Source organism: Umezawaea tangerina, assembly GCF_003002815.1.
Lineage (GTDB): Bacteria > Actinomycetota > Actinomycetes > Mycobacteriales > Pseudonocardiaceae > Umezawaea > Umezawaea tangerina.
The window spans coordinates 492,937-510,189 of record NZ_PVTF01000005.1; the positions used below are offsets into that span (position 1 = coordinate 492,937).

The following is a 17,253-nucleotide window of genomic DNA, read 5'->3' on the forward strand; positions in this document are numbered from 1 at the left end:
CCGGCGGCAATAACACCGGCAATCCAGGTGCGTTCTTTCGCGGTGTCTCCGCAAATTGCCGCTCCGACTGCCGGTACCGACGAGCGCCGCTCGCTAATTTCGTACTTGATTCCAGATCGGACGCGGAATGAGGGAAAACGTGACCAGTCCTTTCGATGCAGTGAATTCGGGTGTGACCGGGGGAACTCCGGCCACCCGCCATCAGCGCATCCTTTGCCAACTGGTCGCCGACGTCCTCGGGGTCGGCGACGTCGGGATCGGCGACGGGTTCGTGGCGCTGGGCGGGGACAGCATCATCGCCATGCAGCTCGTCAGCCGGGCGCGGAAGGCCGGTCTGCGGATCACCGTCGGCGACGTGCTGGCGCAGCCGGACGTGGAAGCACTGGCGCGGACGGCCACCCCGTTGGCCCAGGAGCCCGCGCCCGTCGCGGACCGCGGGGTGGGGCCGGTCGCCACCACCCCGATCATGCGCTGGTTCCGGGAACGCGGTGGCGTGGTCGACACCTACAACCAGTTCGCGGTCCTGCGGACGCCCTCAGGGCTGACCGAACCCCGTCTGATCTCGATGGTGCAAGCCCTGTTCGACCACCACGACATGCTGCGCCTGCGGCTCTCCACGTCGGGCGACGAGGCGGACTGGGTGTTGGAGACCCGGCCGGTGGGCGCGGTCGACGCGGCCTCGGCCATCCGGCGGACCGACGTGACGGGCCACCCCGAGCAGGAGTGGGCCGCGCTGGTGCGGCAGGAGTCGGACGCGGCGCGCGACAGGCTGCGCCCCACCGAGGGCAACGTCCTGCAGGCCGTGTGGTTCGACGCGGGACCGGATCGTCAGGGCCTGCTCGCCCTGGTCGTCCACCACCTGGCCGTCGACTCGATCTCCTGGCGCGTCCTGGCCGCAGACCTCTCGACGGCCTGGCAGGCCGTCGAGCGGGGTGCCGCGATCACCCTCGACCCGGTGCCGACCTCGTTCCGCCGCTGGTCGGGAGTGCTCGGCGAGCAGGCGCAGGCACAGGCCACCGTCGCGCAGCTCCCCGGCTGGCTCGACCTGTTGCGTCCCGGCGCCGCCCGGTTCGGCGACCGGGCGAGGGTGCCCGGCCAGGACGTGGAGAGCCGGGACCGGAGCTTCACCGAGTCCCTGCCCGCCGAGTTCACCGAGGCGCTGCTGACCACGGTGCCGTCGCTGTTCAACGCCGGTGTCAACGACGTTCTCCTCGCCGGTCTCGCGCAGGCCATGGGCGACTGGCACGGCCGACGCGGCACGGCGGGCGACGGCACCGCGTTGCTGCACCTGGAGGGCCACGGCAGGGAGGAGGTGCTCGCGGAGGTGGACGTCTCCCGCACCGTCGGCTGGTTCACCGGCCTGTTCCCGATCAGGCTCGACCTGGGTGAACCGCACCGGGGGGACGCGCACGCCGCGGGGGCGGCGGTGGGGCACGCGGTGCGGCAGGTCAAGGAGCGGATGCGCGGCGTCCCCGACAAGGGAGTCCGGTACGGCCTGCTCCGCTACCTGAACCCGCTGACGGGGGCACTGCTGGAGGAGGCGGCGCAGCCGGAGTTCGTCTTCAACTACCTGGGCCGATTCGAGGTCTCCGACGACGACTGGTCGGTCGTACCGGAGTACGGGACCGGTTTGGACGACACCGGATCGGGCATGCCGATGGCCCACAGCATCGAGGTCAACGTGGCCACCGTGGACCGGGCGGACGGCCCGGCGCTGCGGGCGACCTGGACCTGGGCCGACAGCGTCGTGTCCGAGGCGGACACCCGCGAGCTGGCGGAGTCGTGGTTCCGGATGCTCCGGGCCCTGGTCGCGCACGCCCGCGAACCCGGAGCGGGCGGACTCGCCCCACCCGACCTGACCCTGAGCTCGCTCAGCCTGCAGGAACTCGAAGAGATCCAATCCGATCTGCGGCCCTTCTGAGGAAGTCGACGCCGAAATGGACCGATCGTGGTCGAGGACATCCTTTCCCTCTGGCCGGAAAGCCTCTTCTTCTCACCCGCTGTTCTACCGGGAAAAGCGCAGCCCTTACCGAGATCGGTCGGGAAGGCGCGCCGGACCTGATCGCCATGACCCGACCACCTCGAAAGGACGATTCCGTGAACAACGCGTTCGACGAAATGGTTCCTCTCCCGTCGTGGCCAATGCGGAGCGACAGCACTCCCCGTGGCCCGCGAACATCGACGTGCCCGCCTGCCGGGCCGACGTCCACCGGGGAGTCGCGGTGAGCGGCGTACTGGACACCACGCTGGTGCCCCTGCACCGGACACCGAACGCCGAGCGGACTCTGGTCGGCCTGACCTTCTTCGGCGGTGGCACGGCCGCCTACCGGCCGTGGGTCGAGCACATGCCCGCGGGGACGAACCTGGTCGTGCTCTGCTACCCCGGCAGGGAGGGGCGGTTCGCCGAGGACTTCGCCCGTGACTGGGACGAACTGGCAGCCGATGTCACCCGATCGCTGCGCGAAGCCGACCTCGGCCCGTACGTCCTCTTCGGACACAGCATGAGCGGTTGGATGGCCTTCGACGTGGCCGCCCGGCTCGACGGCGACGGGGCGAGGAAGCCCGAAGCGCTCGTCCTGTCCTCCTGCAACGCCCCGGACCGCGGTCTGACCGACAGCGAACTCCTCCCCACCCCCCAGGACACGGACGACCGACTCCTGGAGTGGCTGGGAACCCATGGCCTGCTGCCCCAGCACGTCCGCGACCACCCAGGCCTGACCGAGGTCGCCCTGGAGCTGATCCGGGCCGACATCGACGTCCGCAACACCTTCGTCTACGGCGGCGCCGAGGTGGGCGTGCCGCTCCAGGTGTTCTTCGGCGCCGACGATCCGTTGATCAGCGCCGACGCGGCTGCCCGGTGGAGCGCCCTGGCCACCGGCCCGTACCGGTACGACGTGCTCGGCGGCGGCCACTTCTACACCCCGGAGATCTGGCAGTCCCTCCCGAGCCGGATCGCCTCGATCACCCCGGCCGCGACCGGCTCTGCCTCCTGAGGAGTCCCCTGTGTCCCCCGTGTCCTACGCCCAGCAGAGGCTGTGGTTCCTGAACCGCGTGAACGGCGGGTCGGCGGCCTACAACTGCCCGCTCGCCATCCGCGTGAGGGGCGAACTGGACCTCACCGCCCTGGCGGCGGCGTTCGCCGACCTGGCGGACCGGCACGAAGTGCTGCGCACGGTGTACCCCGATGTCGACGGCGAACCCGTCCAGCGCGTACTCGACCGACGCCCCGTGCCGGACGTGGTCGGGTGCGAGGAGAGCGGGCTCGCCGACGCGCTGTCCGCCGCCTTCGACCGCGGCTTCGACCTGACGGTCGACCTCCCCGTCCGGGCGACGGTGTTCGCCCTGGCACCGCGGGAACACGTGCTGGCGCTGGTGCTGCACCACATCGCCTGCGACGAGGGGTCCTGGCAGCCGCTGCTCACCGACCTGGCCGCGGCGTACCGCGCCAGGGTCGAGGGCGAGGCACCCCGGTGGTCGCCGATGCCGGTGAGCTACCGGGACTACGCCGCGTGGCAACGCGACGTGCTGGGCGAGGAGGACGACCCGGAGAGCCTGCTCTCGACCCAGCTGTCGTTCTGGCGGGAGCAGTTGGCCGGGCTGCCCGCCGAGCTGGACCTGCCGTTCGACCGGTCGCGCCCCGCGATGGCCGACCACCGCGGTGACGGTGTACCGCTGAAGATCGACGGCGATCTGCACCGCCACCTGGTCACGATCGCCGCCGAGCACGGGTGCACCACCTTCATGGTGCTCCAGGCCGGGCTTGCCGTGCTGCTGTCCCGGCTGGGGGCCGGTACGGACATCCCGATCGGCACCGTGTTGTCAGGACGCCCGGACGACGCGCTGGAAGGCGTCGTCGGCTTCTTCGCCAACACGGTCGTGCTGCGCAGCGACGTGGCCGGCGACCCGACGTTCAGCGAGCTGCTGCACCGGGTGCGCGACACCGATCTCGCCGCCTACGACCACCAGGACGTTCCCTTCGAGCGGCTGGTCGAGGACCTGAACCCGGAACGGTCGCTGGCACGGCATCCGCTCTTCCAGGTCATGCTCACCTTGTCCAGAGGGGACCAGACGACGCTCTCGTTGCCGGGCCTGGACTGCACCGAGGAGCACCAGGTCTGGGAGGTCGCGAAGTTCGACCTGTCGGCCGACTTCCGGGAGCACCGCGCGCCGGACGGGGAAGCGGCCGGAATCGACGGTTCCCTCGAGTTCGCGACCGCCCTGTTCGACCGGGACACCGTCGAGCACGTCGCCGATGCCCTCCCCAGGCTGCTGCAGCAACTCGTGTCCGCCCCGCAGCGACCCATCAGCGACGCCGACCCCCTCTCCGCCGAGCAACGGCACCAGGCCCTCGTCGCGTGGAACGACAGCGCCCGACCCACGTCGCAGGCCACCGTGCCGGAGCTCTTCGAGGCGCAGGCCGCGCAGACGCCGCACGCGACCGCGGTGGTGTGCGGGAGCACGAGGCTGACCTTCGCCGCGCTCAACGCCCGTGCCAACCTGCTCGCACGCCGTCTGCGTGCCCAGGGGGCCGGGGCGGAGCGGGTGGTCGCCCTGGCCCTGCCCCGGTCGGCCGAGTCCGTCGTGGCGATGCTGGCGGTGCTCAAGACGGGTGCGGCCTACCTGCACGTCGACCTCGAATACCCACCGGACCGCATCGAGCACGTGCTGCGCGACGCCGCACCGGTCGCCGTCGTCACGGACACCGCGACCGCGCAAGCGCACGGGTTCGGTGAGCTGCCCGCGGTGTTCGCTGACCGGATCGGGACGCCGTCGGGCCCCGTGGCCGACCCGGGGTGCCGGGTACTGCCCGACAGCGCCGCCTACGTCATCTACACCTCCGGATCAACCGGCCGCCCCAAGGGCGTGGTGACGCCGCATTCCGCCTTGAGCAACCTGTACGCCTTCCACCGCGCGGGCATGATCACGCGCGCCGAGGCCGCCGCGGGCAGGCGGCTGAGGTCCGCCGTCACCGCCTCGCTGTCGTTCGACACGTCGTGGGAGGCGCTGTTCTGGATGCTGGCGGGGCACGAGCTCCACGTCATCCGGGACGACGTCCGGCGCGACGCCGTCGCGTTGACCGCGTACGTCAGGGCCGCCGGGGTCGACGTCCTCGACGTCACCCCCACCTACGCGGAGTACCTGCTCGACGAGGGCCTGCTGTCCGGGCCACGGGCGCCGCTGGTGCTGCTGCTCGGCGGGGAAGGCGCGGGCCAGTCGCTGTGGAAGCGCATCCGGGAGGCGCCGAGCACCCTCGGCTACAACCTCTACGGCCCCACGGAATGCACACTTGACGCGCTGTGGTGGGACGTCGCGGACAGCCCGCACCCGCTGATCGGCAAGCCGATCGGGAACACCAGGGTCTTCGTGCTCGACGAGCGGTTGCGCCCCGTCGCGCCGGGCGTGCCGGGCGAGCTGTACGTGACGGGCCCCGGCGTGGCCCGCGGCTACCTGAACCGCCCGGCCGCGACCGCAGAACGGTTCGTCGCCTGCCCCTACGCCGTGGACGGGGAGACGGGCACCCGGATGTACCGCACCGGCGACCTGGTCCGGTGGGACCGCCAGGGCAGGCTGGACTACCTGGGCCGCGTCGACGACCAGGTCAAGGTGAGGGGCTTCCGGATCGAGCTCGGCGAGGTGGAGGCCGCGCTGAGCCGCTGTCCCGGCGTGGCGCAGGCAGCCGTGGCCGTGCACGAGGACGCCAGGGGGGACAAGCGGCTCGTGGCGTACGTGCAGTCGGCCGCGGACCAGGCGCTCGACCCGCGCGAGCTGCGCGACCGGCTGGCCTCGATCCTGCCCGACCACATGATCCCGTCGTTCTTCCAACCGGTGGACCGGCTGCCGATGACGCCCAACGGGAAGCTCGACCGGGACGCGCTGCCGCCCGCGGACCTCGCCAACCGCGCGGCGTCGCGCGGCCCGAGCGGACCCCACGAGGAGGTCCTCTGCGACCTGTTCGCGGAGGTCCTGGGACTCAGCGGGGTCAGCGCCGAGGAGAGCTTCTTCGAGCTGGGCGGTCACTCCCTGCTGGCCGTCAGGCTGCTCTCCAGGGTGCGAGCGGTGCTCGGCGGCCACCTCACCATCGTGGACCTGTTCCAGGCGCCCACCGTCGCCGCCCTGGCGGACCGGCTGACCGCCGGCGCGCGGCACGACCCGTTGGCGCCCCTGCTCCCCCTGCGGACAGGAGGCGATCGGCCCGCGCTGTTCTGCGTGCACCCGGCCGCCGGGATCAGCTGGGGTTACGCGGGCCTGCTCGGCCACATCGACTCCGGCTACCCCGTGTACGGCCTCCAAGCCCGAGGTCTCACCGACGCGAAGGCGTGCGGCGGATCCTGGCGCCGGATGGTCGAGGACTACGTGGAGCAGATCCGGTCCGTCCAACCCGAAGGGCCCTACCGGCTGCTCGGGTGGTCCTTCGGTGCTGTGCTCGCCCACCTCGTGGCCACCGACCTCCAGGCCGGTGGAGCCCAGGTCGACCTGCTCGCGCTGCTGGACGGCTACCCGCCCGACTCGGTCCCCGACCACCGGCCACTGGAGGACGGCAGCTCGGAGACGTTCGCCGAACTGCTCGAGTCCTTGGGGTACGACCTTCCCGAGTGCGGCGGGGAACGGCTGGGCTTCGACGACTACGAGCGGGTGGTCCGTCGACCGGGCAGCAAGCTCGAGTGGTTGACGCGTGGGCAAACCGCCGCGCTGGCTCGGGTGTTCGTGGACAACGACCGGATCTACCAGGAACTCCGGCCCACGACGTACCAGGGGGACGTGGTGTTCGTCGCCGCCACGGAGAGGAGGCCGCAGGACGCCCCCGAACCCGAATCCTGGCGCCGCCACGTGACCGGGCGGCTCGACGTGCACGAAGTCGACTGCGCCCACGGGGAGATCACCCGGGCGGAGCCGATTTCCCGGATCGGCGCCGTCCTCGCCGGGAAGCTCGCCCAGCTGGACACCCCGCGACCCATTGCGGGGCGACGATGAGCGGCACGACCCGCCAAGGCTCGGTGACCGGGCGCGAGTTCCGGTTGTTCTGGTTCGGGGAGACCACGAGCCTGCTCGGCAACGGGATCGCCGTGGTGGCGCTGCCGTTGGTCGCCGTCCTCACCCTGCACGCGAGCACCTTCGTCGTCGGACTCCTGACGTCGGTCGCCCACCTGCCGTGGCTGGTGCTCGGTCTGCCCGCGGGCGCCTGGGTGGACCGCCTCGCCCGCCGCCCGGTGATGCTGGTCGCCGATGCCGTGTCCTTCGTCGCTTTCCTCAGCGTCCCGATAGCGGCCTGGGCGGACGTGCTCACCATTCCTCATCTGCTCGCGGCCGCATTCGTCTGCGGGTGCGCCAGCGTCTTCTTCACCACCGCGCAACGCGCTTTCCTGCCGACGCTGCTTTCCGACAAGGAATTGCTGGCCGGCAATGCGCGACTGCAAGGAAGCCAGTCGACAGCCGAGGTGATCGGCCCCGGTCTGGCCGGGATGCTGGTGCAGTTCTTCGGTGCCGTCGCCGGACTGGCGGCCAACGCGCTGAGCTTCCTGGTGTCCTGGCTCTGCCTGCGGGCGATCAGGATCACCGAACCGCCGCCCCCTCCGCCCCCGGAGGTCCGACGGCGCCGATTGCGCACCGAGGTCGGCGACGGTCTGAGATTCCTGTTCCGGGATCCCGTTCTGCGCACGCTCGCGGCGTACAGCGCGGTGTCCAACATCGCGTTGACCGCCATGAGCTCGATCGAGGTGGCGTTCCTGGTGCGGACGGTCGGGACCGGCGAGGCCGTGGTCGGCGCGGTGCTGACGTTGTGCGGTCTCGGCGGCGTCCTCGGGGCGCTGTTGTCCCACCGCCTGTCCCGGCGGTACGGCAGCGCGCGGGCCGCGGTGGGCTGCCTGTTGGTTGCCGCGCCCTTCACGTTGCTCTTCCCGCTGACCAGCCAGGGGGCCGGTCTGGCGTTCTTCGTCGGCGGCGGGGTCGGGGTCGGTGCGGGGGCGGTCGCGGCGAACATCATCACCGACACCTTCCGCCAGCGGTACTGCCCACCCGACCTGATCGGGCGCATCAGCGCCAGCGCGGCCGTGATCAGCTTCGGCGCCATCACGGTCGGCGGGTTGCTGGGCGGCACGCTCGGTGAGCTGTGCGGTGTCCGGGAGACGTTGTGGATGATGGCCGGTCTGCAGGTATCGGCAACGGCCATTCTTCTGCGCAGCCCGATTCGACGAATGCACGATTTCCCGGAATCCGCTGTTCCACTTCTTGCGACCAAGGGAGAACATGCAATACCCTAAAATGAACCGGTCGCTTCTGCCCGCCTTCACAGGCCTTTTCGGGCGCGACAGCGAAGCAAGATCTCGATGGCAATGAGAACATCATCGAAGTGAGGGTTTCATGCACGAGAAAAACTCCCTGGAAAACCTCCCGTCCGCGGTGGTGCTCAGGGACGACCTGGACACCGATCGACTGAAAGCGGATCTCGCGGCGCTCAGCGACTCCGAATTCTGGGCGTTGCAGCGGTCTTTCAAAGACGGGGCCGTCGTCGAGGAATCCGATGTGGACTGGAAGGTCCTCCCCCTGCGCGCGCCGGGCGGGGACCTCCAGCGAACCGACCCCGGTGGTCCGGGACGCGACAGGTTCGCCGACACGCCGTTGATGGCGAAGGCGCCCTACCTCGCCCAGGTCCTGTCCGAACTGGGCACGGAACTGCGCAGCGTCCGCCTGATGGCCCTGGCCCCCGGCGTGTCCGTCGAGGAGCACGCGGACACCCCGCTCGGGCTCCTCTACGGCTACGTGCGGCTGCACATCCCGCTGGTCACCAATCCCGGCGCGGTACTGGTGCTCGACGGTGTCGAACAGCGGTGGCAGCCGGGAACGCTCTGGTACGGCGACTTCGAACGACCGCACTCCCTGCGCAACACCGGTGACCGCACCCGGATCCACCTGGTCGCGGACTGCGCTACCAACGACAAGCTGCTGTCCCTGTTCCCGAGCAGCTTCCGCGCGGAGCTGCCCACCAGCGACATCGCCTACTACCGCCCCGTGCTGCCGCTCACCTCGCGCGAGCTCGCCGAGTTCAGCTGCCGCTTCGCGATGCCGTCCTCCTTCATGGAGTGGGGGCTTCCCGTGGTCAACGACCGGGAGAGCGACCTCGCCGCCGAGGTGAGCGCCGAGGACGACGGCCTGGTCCTGCGCGTCGCGGGGTGCTCGCCGGTGGAGCTGCTGCACCTGGGCGCGGGCGAGTTCCGGTTGCTGGGCTGGAGCGAGGAACGGCTGCTGCGCCTCGACCTCTTCGACGACGACCCGCGGGTGGAGCTCTCCACCAGGCGCGGACGCCGACGCCAGGTGGTCCTCCGCCCGGCGCACCGGCTCGCCGCGGTCTGACCACCCGAACCTCCGACCACCGCAGTCCACCCAACACCGACACCACTTGGGAAAAGCCATGCAGACACTCATCGAATCGACCACCCTCGTCGACAACGGGTTCGCCCGCTGGGACCTCGCCGAGGAGCTCGGGATCACCGAGTCCGACGCGTCCTTCCAGGACCTCCGCGCCGAGTTCATCGACCTGCCACCGGACCCGTACGCGACGGAGGAAGGGCGCAACCGCCGCTACGCCCGCGGCATCTTCCTCCCGTGGTCGCGGGAGTTCAGCTGGATTCCGGACACGCACCTGGGCGAGCAGGGCTGGATGAACGGCTACTGGCAGGCCGACCACAACCCCGACTACGCCGGTGTGCTCCGCAAGCTGCCCGCCATGACCGAGGCGGCCAAGAACAACCCGATCATCCACAAGATCCTGTCCTTCGACTTCGCCCAGACGCGGTGGTCGCCGGACGACGCGGCGTTCCCCCTGCACGTCGGGGTGCACCTGATCAAGCTGGCGGTGGACGACCCCGGCCACGAGGCCATCTCCTCGCCCAACGAGCTCCACCAGGACGGCGAGCCGTTCGTCTTCGCGCACCTGGTCTACCGCCGCAACGTCGTCGGCGGCTCGAACGTGATCGCGCCGCCGAAGTACCGGGGCAAGCAGCCCGAGGACGTGCCCGCCGGTGAGGCCCTGGCCGAGTTCGAACTGGCCAAGCCACTGGAGTCCTACGGCGTCACCGACGAGAAGGTCAGCCACTACGTGGCCCCCATCAGGCGGGGGGACGGCCCGGAGACGGGTGAGCGCGCGGTGGTCCTGGTCGACTTCACCCCGATGCGGCAGCACATCTGAGACGCCGCATCCAGGCCGCCCGTCGAGACGTGGGCGGCCGCTGGAGCGCCCTGCCCCGGTGTACACGGGGCGAACCCCTGCCGGGTGTCGCGGCGGCCCGCCGACCGCACACCCCGCCTACCGGAGTGAGCTCATGATCCTTGTGGGAGAACAGGTGGCCCTGCCGCCGTCACCCGTCGTCCACCGCCGCTTCGAGGAGCACGTGCGGGCCACCCCCGACGCCGTCGCCGTCGTGTGGTCCGGCCGACAGGTGAGCTACGCGGTGCTCGACGCGCGGGCCAACCGGTTCGCGCACCTGCTCATCGCACGCGGCCACGGCCGCGGGGCGAAGGTCGGCATCTGCCTCGACTACTCGATCGACATGATCGTCGCCATCCTCGGCACCCTGAAGGCCGGCGCGGCGTACGTCCCCTTCGATCCCGCCTATCCCCCAGCCCGTCTGCGGCTGTTGCTCGGACAGGTGCCCGACCTCGCCCTGATCGTGGCCTCCCCCGCGACGGCCGCGATGGTCGAGTCCGCGGGCGTCGAGGTGATCGACCTCGACCAGCTCGCGGATCAACTAGCGGCCCTTCCGGCGACCGTCCCCGACGTCCGCACCACGGGCGACGACCTCTGCTACGCGGTGTTCACCTCGGGCTCGACCGGCACCCCCAAGCTGGCCGCGGTCCGGCACGAGGGCTGGTTCAACCTGATGAACTGGCTCCAGCTCGAGTACGGCCTGCACCACGGCTCCCACAACCTGGTCGTCTCCGCCTTCGGCTTCGACCTGTCCCAGCGCGCCCTGATGACACCGCTGTTCTGCGGCGCGACCCAACACCTGATGGCCAGCCGCAACTTCGACGCCATGCTGGCCCACCGCATGCTCACCGAGCACGACATCCGCGTCCTGCACTGCGCCTCCAGCACCCTGTACCTGCTGGTCGACTGGGAAACCGCGCGCGGCGGCGACGCCCTGGCCCGGCTCGACTTCATCCTGTTCGGCGGGGAGGCGTTGAAGAGCGAGCGCCTCACCCACTTCGCACGCCGCCCGGAGACCACCTGCACCCTGCTGCACCAGTACGGCGTCGCCGAGTGCACAGACGTCGCCACCTCCTACGACCTGGCCCGCTACCGGCCTGGCGAGCACGACGTCGCCCCGGTCGGTCGGCCCGCCTACAACACCTCCATCCACCTCCTGGACGCCGACCTGCGCGAGGTCGAAGCGGGCCAGTACGGCGAGATCTGCATCTCCGGGGCCGGCGTCGGCGCGGGCTACCTCGGCGCAGGCGGCCCTGAGAACGCCAAGTTCACGACCATCGACAGTGCGGGGACGCCGCTGCGCCTGTACCGCACAGGAGACCGCGGCCGGATCGACGACAACGGGGAGCTCGTCGTCGCCGGGCGGATGGACGCCCAGGTCAAGGTGCGGGGCATGCGGATCGACCCGGTCGACGTCGAACGCGCCCTTGGCAGGCTCACCGGCGTCCGCGAGGCGGCCGTGGTGGCCGTCCACAACGACGACGGCGAAGCCGAGCTGAACGCGTTCGTCGTGCCCTCGGACACCGAGCTCGCCGAGGACGACCTGCGCACCCGTCTGCTGCGCACCCTGCCGCGGAACATGCTGCCGTCCCGGTTCACGAACATCCCGCGCATTCCCCTGAGCCCGCACGGAAAAGTGGACCGCGCGGCCCTGGCGGACCTCTGCCGCGTCCAAGGTGCCGACAACGACTCCGCGGCGTTGACAGGCACTCGACCATGACCACAAAGGACAGGAGTGAGATGACCGCCGACCGCGTCCGCGCCATCTGGTGCCGGGAACTCCACCGCGACGACATCACGGTGGACGACGACTTCTTCGCCCTGGGAGGTCAGTCCGTGATCATGATGAGGATCCAGGGCGCGTTCATCGAGGAACTGGGCGCGGAAGTACCCATGGACCAGATGTTCCTCAACCCCACAGTGGCGTCGATCGCCGCCTACATCGACACCCACGCGGCCCTCACCCCGTAATACAACAAGGAATGCCGGTCGCCACGGCCGGAAGTTCTGTCCCCTACGGGAAACCGCGCGTCCTGCTCCGATGCGCTCTGCCACCAATCATCCTGCCGATTCCGCCTGGGCAGAAAACTCCCGCCTGCTCAGGTCAGCGCAACGATCCACCTCCCCTAGAACCAAGCAGAAAGGTCATCGCACCATGCTCACCGAAAGTCAGATCGCGGAATACTGGTCCGAAGGGTTCCTGCTCCTCGAAGACGTCTTCGACGCCAGCGACATCGCCGCCCTGCGACGCGAGGTGACCGATCTCTACGAGACCGACCACCCTGGGCGGATCTTCGAAGAGGACGGGACCACGGTGCGGGGCATCCACGGCTGCCACACCACGGGCGCGCTGTTCTCCAGGCTCGTGCGGTTGCCCGAACTGCTGGCCTCGGCGGAGCAGCTGCTGGAGAGCAAGCTGCACGTGTTCCAGTGCAAGGTCAACGCCAAGAGGGCGCTGCGCGGGGAAGTCTGGCAGTGGCACCAGGACTACAGCGTCTGGGGCCCCAAGGACGGCATGCCCGAGCCGCGGGCGGTCAACGTCGCTCTGCTGCTGGACGACGCGACCGAGCACAACGGCCCGCTGCTGGTCGTGCCCGGCTCGCACCGCAACGGCGCGATCACCCCGTGGCGTCCCGAGCCGGGCAACACGTCGCAGTGGGAGGCCGACCTGTCGGCGAAGCTGAAGTTCGCGCTGGACGCCGAGCAGATGGCCAAGGTGACCGCGGACTCGGAGATCCGGTCGGTCGTCGGACGCGCCGGGAGCCTGCTGTTCTTCCACCCCTGCATCGCGCACGGCTCCGGCGCGAACATGTCGCCCATCGACCGGACCATGGCGTTCGTCAGCTACAACAGCGTCGACAACGAGCTGCGCGAAGTACCCCACCCGCGACCGGAGTTCGTCGCGTCGCGCGACTACCGCCCGCTGGAGCTCATCGACGGCGGTCTCATCGGATGACCGGCCTCGATGTTCCACTGATCCGGGCGCTGGTCGACGCCATCGCCCGGCACCGGGACGCGGTGGCGGTCGTCGACAACGGCATCGCCCACACCTACGCCCAGCTCGACGAGGTGTCGGCGGAGATCGCCGGTGGCCTCGCCGCACGCGGAATCGGCCCCGGTGACGTCGTCGACGTGCACTCGACCCGCTCGTGGTCCCGTTGCGCGGCGGTGCTGGGCGTGTGGCGCGTCGGAGCCGGCGTGCTGTCCATCGACCCGACCATGCCGTCGACCTGGACCGGCAAACTGGTGACCAGCGCCGGCTGCTCCATGGTCCTGCGCGCCGACGAGTGCGCACCGGTGGACGCGGGCATCCCGGAACACACCTTCCGGTCGATCCGGGGAGCGAGACGGGACGAGGTCGCGGACGGCCCGATCTGCTACGTCATCCCCACCTCCGGATCCACCGGCGAACCCAAGGCCGTCGTGGTGCCGCCGGTCGTCCTGGCGGAGCTGGGCGCCTGGCACGTCCGGAGGTGGAGCCACGACCGGGCCCCGAACACGCTGCACATGTCGTCCATCGGGTTCGACATGGTGTACGAGGACACGGTGGCGACCTGGCTGGCGGGCGCGACCCTGATCGTGGTGGACGACCAGGACAGGCTGGACCCGTTCACGTTGATCGACATCATCCGCGAGCACGACGCCGCCCGGCTCTTCCAGCCGGTGGTCGGACTGCACGGACTGGCCGCCGCCGCGTGCGTCGCGGGCGTGGAAACCCCGACCCTGCGCGAGATCTCGGTCGCGGGTGAACAGCTGGTGATCAACGAGGAGGTGCGGAAGTTCTGCGCCGACGGGGACCTCACGCTGGTGAACCAGTACGGCCCGAGCGAGACGCACGTGGTCACCCAGTACCGGCTGGCGGGCGACGTCACCGGCTGGCCCGACCGGCCGCCCATCGGCACCGCGGTCGTCGACGCGGAGCTGCTGTGCCATGTGGACGGTCGACTTCGGCCGTTCACGGCGGGCGAGACCTGGGAGCTGGTCATCGCCGGGAACTGCGTCGGGGTCGGGTACGCCGGTGACGACGCGCTCACCGCGCAGAAGTTCAGGGAGGTCGAGCACCAGGACGGCGGCACGCGCCGCTGCTACTTCAGCGGAGACCTGGTCACGTTCGACGGCACCGACTTCCACTTCATCGCGCGGATCGACAACCAGCTCAAGGTGAACGGCTACCGGGTCGAGCCGGGTGAGGTGGAGTCCGTGATCGCCCAGGTCCCCGGTGTCCGTCGGGCCGCGGTCGTCGGGGTCAAGGTCGGCGCGTCCACGCAGCTGGCGGCGTACTACACCCGCGCGACCGGTGCGGAGGTCGAGCGGGACGACCTGACCCGTGCGTGCACCTCCGGTCTGCCCCGGTTCATGGTCCCCCGGCACTTCATCGAACTGCAGGAGCTCCCGATGACGCGGAACGGGAAGATCGACCGGGGGAAGCTCCGGGAGGTGTTCCAGGAGCACTCGGTGCCCCTGGGCTGACGCGCACTTGTCCGCGGGCCGTCGTGATCAGGCCGAAGTCGTCTCCCCGCACCACAGGCGCCTTCGGCCCCACACGCCGGCGGTACCCGCGGCGGCAACGCTCCGGACAGCCATCTGCCGCGGGCCGGCGTGTGCCGGCCCGCCACCTCCGCCGACGGCCGAGCACATCGCGCAGGACCGAGCGGGACCTCCCGTTCGGCGAAGAAGGGAAACACCGACCATGGAATCAGCACCGCAGGTGATCCACCCCCAAGGTGGACAGGACAAGACCGCACAACACCACGACGCGCCCTCGGGCAGCACGGCGCCGCTGGTGGACCAGATCCTCGCGCTGTGGGGCGAACTCCTCAACCGCCCCGGGATCGGGGCGGACGACGAGTTCTTCGCCCTCGGCGGCAACTCGCTGACCGGCATCAAGATCATCGAACGGGTCGCGCTCGACCACGGCGTGCAGCTCTCCGTCCGCGACTTCTACCTGGCGCAGACCCCGGCCCGCGTCGCCGGGCTGATCGAGCAGGGCAGGTCCGGCACATGAGACTGACGCCGGGCCCCGCCCGCGACATCGACCTCGACACCGTCGACCTGTTCGACCTCGACCTCTACAGCACGGGCGACCCGCACTCCGTCTGGGACGTCATGCGCGCCAAGGCGCCCCTGCACCACCAGGTGCTGCCCGACGGACGCGAGTTCTGGTCGGTCACCCGCCACGAGGACGTGTGCCGCGTCCTGGGCGACCACCGCGACTTCACCTCCGAACGCGGTACCGTGCCCACCCACCTCGGCCAGGACGACGTCGCCGCCGGTGTGCTGCTCACCTCCACCGACCCGCCCCGGCACACCGAGGTCCGCAGGCCGCTGGGCGCCAAGCTCACCGCCCGCGCGGTCAAGTCATGGGAGGACTCCATCCGCCGGTCGGTGACCCGCTTCCTGGAGCCCGCCCTGGACGGCGGGGTGTTCGACCTGGCCGAGCGGGCGCTGCTGCTCCCGGCCATCGTCACCGGCCCGCTGCTGGGCATCCCCGAGAAGGACTGGGCGGAGCTCGTCCAGCTCACCGCCATGGTCACAGCCCCCTCCGACCCGCACTTCCAGCTCGGCAGCGAAGCCGCCACCCTGGCGATCTCCCACCACGAACTCGTCGGATACGTCACCGAGTGGGTCAAGGAACGCCGCGGCTCCGGAACCGAGGACGACAGCCTGCTCCACCACCTGATGAGCGTGCGCCCCGGCGGGGAACCGCTGAGCGACCAGGAGATCGCCCTCGACGGCTACAGCATCCTGCTGGGCGCCAACGTGACGACCCCGCACACCGTCTCCGGCACCGTGCAGGCCCTCGTCGAGCGGCCCGAGCAGTTCGGCAAAGCCCAGGCCGACCCCACCCTGATCCCCGACCTGGTCGAGGAAGGGCTGCGCTGGACCTCGGCCGCGTGCAACTTCATGCGCTACGCCGTGACCGACGTCCCTGTCGCGGACGGCGTCATCCCGGCAGGCGCGGCGGTCGTCGCGTGGATCGGCTCGGCCAACCGGGACGCCACCCAGTTCGCCGCCCCGCACACCTTCGACCTCACCCGTGCCAACGCCAAGCGGCACGTCGCCTTCGGGTTCGGCCCCCACTTCTGCATCGGCGCCCCGCTGGCCCGCCTGACCCTGCGCGTCTTCTTCGAGGAGCTCCTCCACCACTTCGACTCCCTTGACCTGGCCGGTGAACCGGAGCACCTGCGCTCCTACTTCATCGCCGGCATGACCCACCTGCCCATCACCGCCCAGAAACGGCTCACCCCATGACGTCCGGCCACGCCCTCGCCTCGCCGTGGTTCGTCCGGCCTCCCGCCACCAGTGCACCCGCACGCCTGTTCTGCTTCCCCTTCTCCGGCTCGGGCGCCTCCGCGTTCAGCGCCTGGCCCGCCACCGCGGGCGACGCCGAGATCTGCCCGGTGCAGTTCCCCGGCCGCGAGAACCGCCTCGCCCACCCGCACTACGCCAGCTACGAGAACCTCGCCGACCAACTCGTCCAAGCTCTCACCCCGCTGCTCGACACACCGTTCGCGTTCTTCGGGCACTGCGCGGGCGCCCTGCCCGCCTACGAGAGCGCGCTGAACCTGGCCGCCGCCGGCCTGCCCACTCCCCAACGGCTGTTCGTGTCCGGCCAACCCGCTCCGCACGAGGCCGCCCACGACCGGATGCTCACCCTGGGCGAGGACGACCTGCGCGCCGAGCTCGTCGCGTTCCTGCGCGGCCGGGGCCTCGAACCCCGCCCCGACATGATCGACATGGGCATGGTCGTGCTGCTGCGCGACCGCGCCGCCGCCGTTGCCTACCGGCGCACCGAACCCGCCCGACTCGACTGCCCCATCACCGTCCTGCACTGGAGCCAGGACACCGACGTGAGCCTGGCCGACCTCCAAGGCTGGCTTCGCTACGCCGACTCGGTCGAGTTCCACGTCGTCGAAGGCGGCCACTACGACTTCATGGACGCACCCGCCCCCCTTCTCCAGACGCTCGCCACCCGTCGCGGACACCCGGCTTCAGGTCGGTGGTGGTGAAAATCGGTGGTGCCGGACGCGCAAGGGCCACGGCTGGGCCCC

At 70.5% G+C, this 17,253-nt stretch carries 13 protein-coding genes; all 13 read left to right on the forward strand.

The genetic code is table 11. The annotated features are described in order from the left end of the window. The first annotated feature begins 172 nt into the window (after nucleotides 1–172). The 13 genes from CLV43_RS19605 to CLV43_RS19665 all read left to right on the forward strand — a co-directional run bounded on the left by CLV43_RS19605 (nucleotide 173) and on the right by CLV43_RS19665 (nucleotide 17,211). The gene (locus tag CLV43_RS19605; protein ID WP_245886697.1) at nucleotides 173–1,921 is read left to right on the forward strand and encodes a condensation domain-containing protein; all 1,749 of its coding nucleotides are present in this window, start codon (nucleotides 173–175) and stop codon (nucleotides 1,919–1,921) included. A gap of 214 nt (nucleotides 1,922–2,135) precedes the next feature. Then, nucleotides 2,136–2,993: a thioesterase II family protein gene (locus tag CLV43_RS19610; RefSeq protein ID WP_245886698.1), complete on the forward strand. Its 858-nt coding sequence runs from the start codon at nucleotides 2,136–2,138 to the stop codon at nucleotides 2,991–2,993. A 10-nt stretch (nucleotides 2,994–3,003) separates the two neighbouring features. Beyond that, nucleotides 3,004–6,972: a non-ribosomal peptide synthetase gene (locus CLV43_RS19615; protein WP_106188647.1), complete on the forward strand. Its 3,969-nt coding sequence runs from the start codon at nucleotides 3,004–3,006 to the stop codon at nucleotides 6,970–6,972. Then, the gene (locus CLV43_RS19620) at nucleotides 6,969–8,258 is read left to right on the forward strand and encodes an MFS transporter (RefSeq protein ID WP_106188648.1); all 1,290 of its coding nucleotides are present in this window, start codon (nucleotides 6,969–6,971) and stop codon (nucleotides 8,256–8,258) included. Before CLV43_RS19615 ends, CLV43_RS19620 begins: the two co-directional genes overlap by 4 nt. 100 nt (nucleotides 8,259–8,358) lie before the next feature. Beyond that, a complete protein-coding gene (locus CLV43_RS19625) occupies nucleotides 8,359–9,348 on the forward strand; it encodes an aspartyl/asparaginyl beta-hydroxylase domain-containing protein (RefSeq protein ID WP_106188649.1) in 990 nt (329 codons plus the stop codon). A gap of 58 nt (nucleotides 9,349–9,406) precedes the next feature. Continuing rightward, entirely contained in the window at nucleotides 9,407–10,183 is a 777-nt protein-coding gene (locus tag CLV43_RS19630; RefSeq protein WP_106188650.1) for a 2OG-Fe dioxygenase family protein, read from the forward strand. A gap of 133 nt (nucleotides 10,184–10,316) precedes the next feature. Then, complete coding sequence (locus tag CLV43_RS19635; RefSeq protein ID WP_106188651.1) at nucleotides 10,317–11,921, forward strand: amino acid adenylation domain-containing protein; 1,605 nt, start codon at nucleotides 10,317–10,319, stop codon at nucleotides 11,919–11,921. Between the two features lie 20 nt (nucleotides 11,922–11,941). Continuing rightward, the gene (locus CLV43_RS19640) at nucleotides 11,942–12,172 is read left to right on the forward strand and encodes a phosphopantetheine-binding protein (RefSeq protein WP_106188836.1); all 231 of its coding nucleotides are present in this window, start codon (nucleotides 11,942–11,944) and stop codon (nucleotides 12,170–12,172) included. Between the two features lie 184 nt (nucleotides 12,173–12,356). After that, nucleotides 12,357–13,157 carry a phytanoyl-CoA dioxygenase family protein gene (locus CLV43_RS19645; RefSeq protein ID WP_106188652.1) on the forward strand — a complete coding sequence of 267 codons (801 nt, stop codon included), beginning with the start codon at nucleotides 12,357–12,359 and terminating at the stop codon, nucleotides 13,155–13,157. Then, nucleotides 13,154–14,671, forward strand: a complete 1,518-nt coding sequence (locus CLV43_RS19650; protein WP_106188653.1) for an AMP-binding protein — start codon at nucleotides 13,154–13,156, stop codon at nucleotides 14,669–14,671. Before CLV43_RS19645 ends, CLV43_RS19650 begins: the two co-directional genes overlap by 4 nt. A 220-nt stretch (nucleotides 14,672–14,891) precedes the next feature. Beyond that, nucleotides 14,892–15,206: a phosphopantetheine-binding protein gene (locus CLV43_RS19655; protein WP_106188654.1), complete on the forward strand. Its 315-nt coding sequence runs from the start codon at nucleotides 14,892–14,894 to the stop codon at nucleotides 15,204–15,206. After that, on the forward strand, nucleotides 15,203–16,453 hold the full coding sequence (locus tag CLV43_RS19660; protein WP_106188655.1) for a cytochrome P450: 1,251 nt from the start codon (nucleotides 15,203–15,205) through the stop codon (nucleotides 16,451–16,453). The genes CLV43_RS19655 and CLV43_RS19660 overlap by 4 nt, the downstream gene beginning before the upstream one ends. After that, nucleotides 16,450–17,211 (forward strand): thioesterase II family protein, encoded by a 762-nt coding sequence (locus CLV43_RS19665; RefSeq protein ID WP_106188656.1) that lies wholly within the window; start codon nucleotides 16,450–16,452, stop codon nucleotides 17,209–17,211. The genes CLV43_RS19660 and CLV43_RS19665 overlap by 4 nt, the downstream gene beginning before the upstream one ends. Nucleotides 17,212–17,253 lie beyond the last annotated feature (42 nt).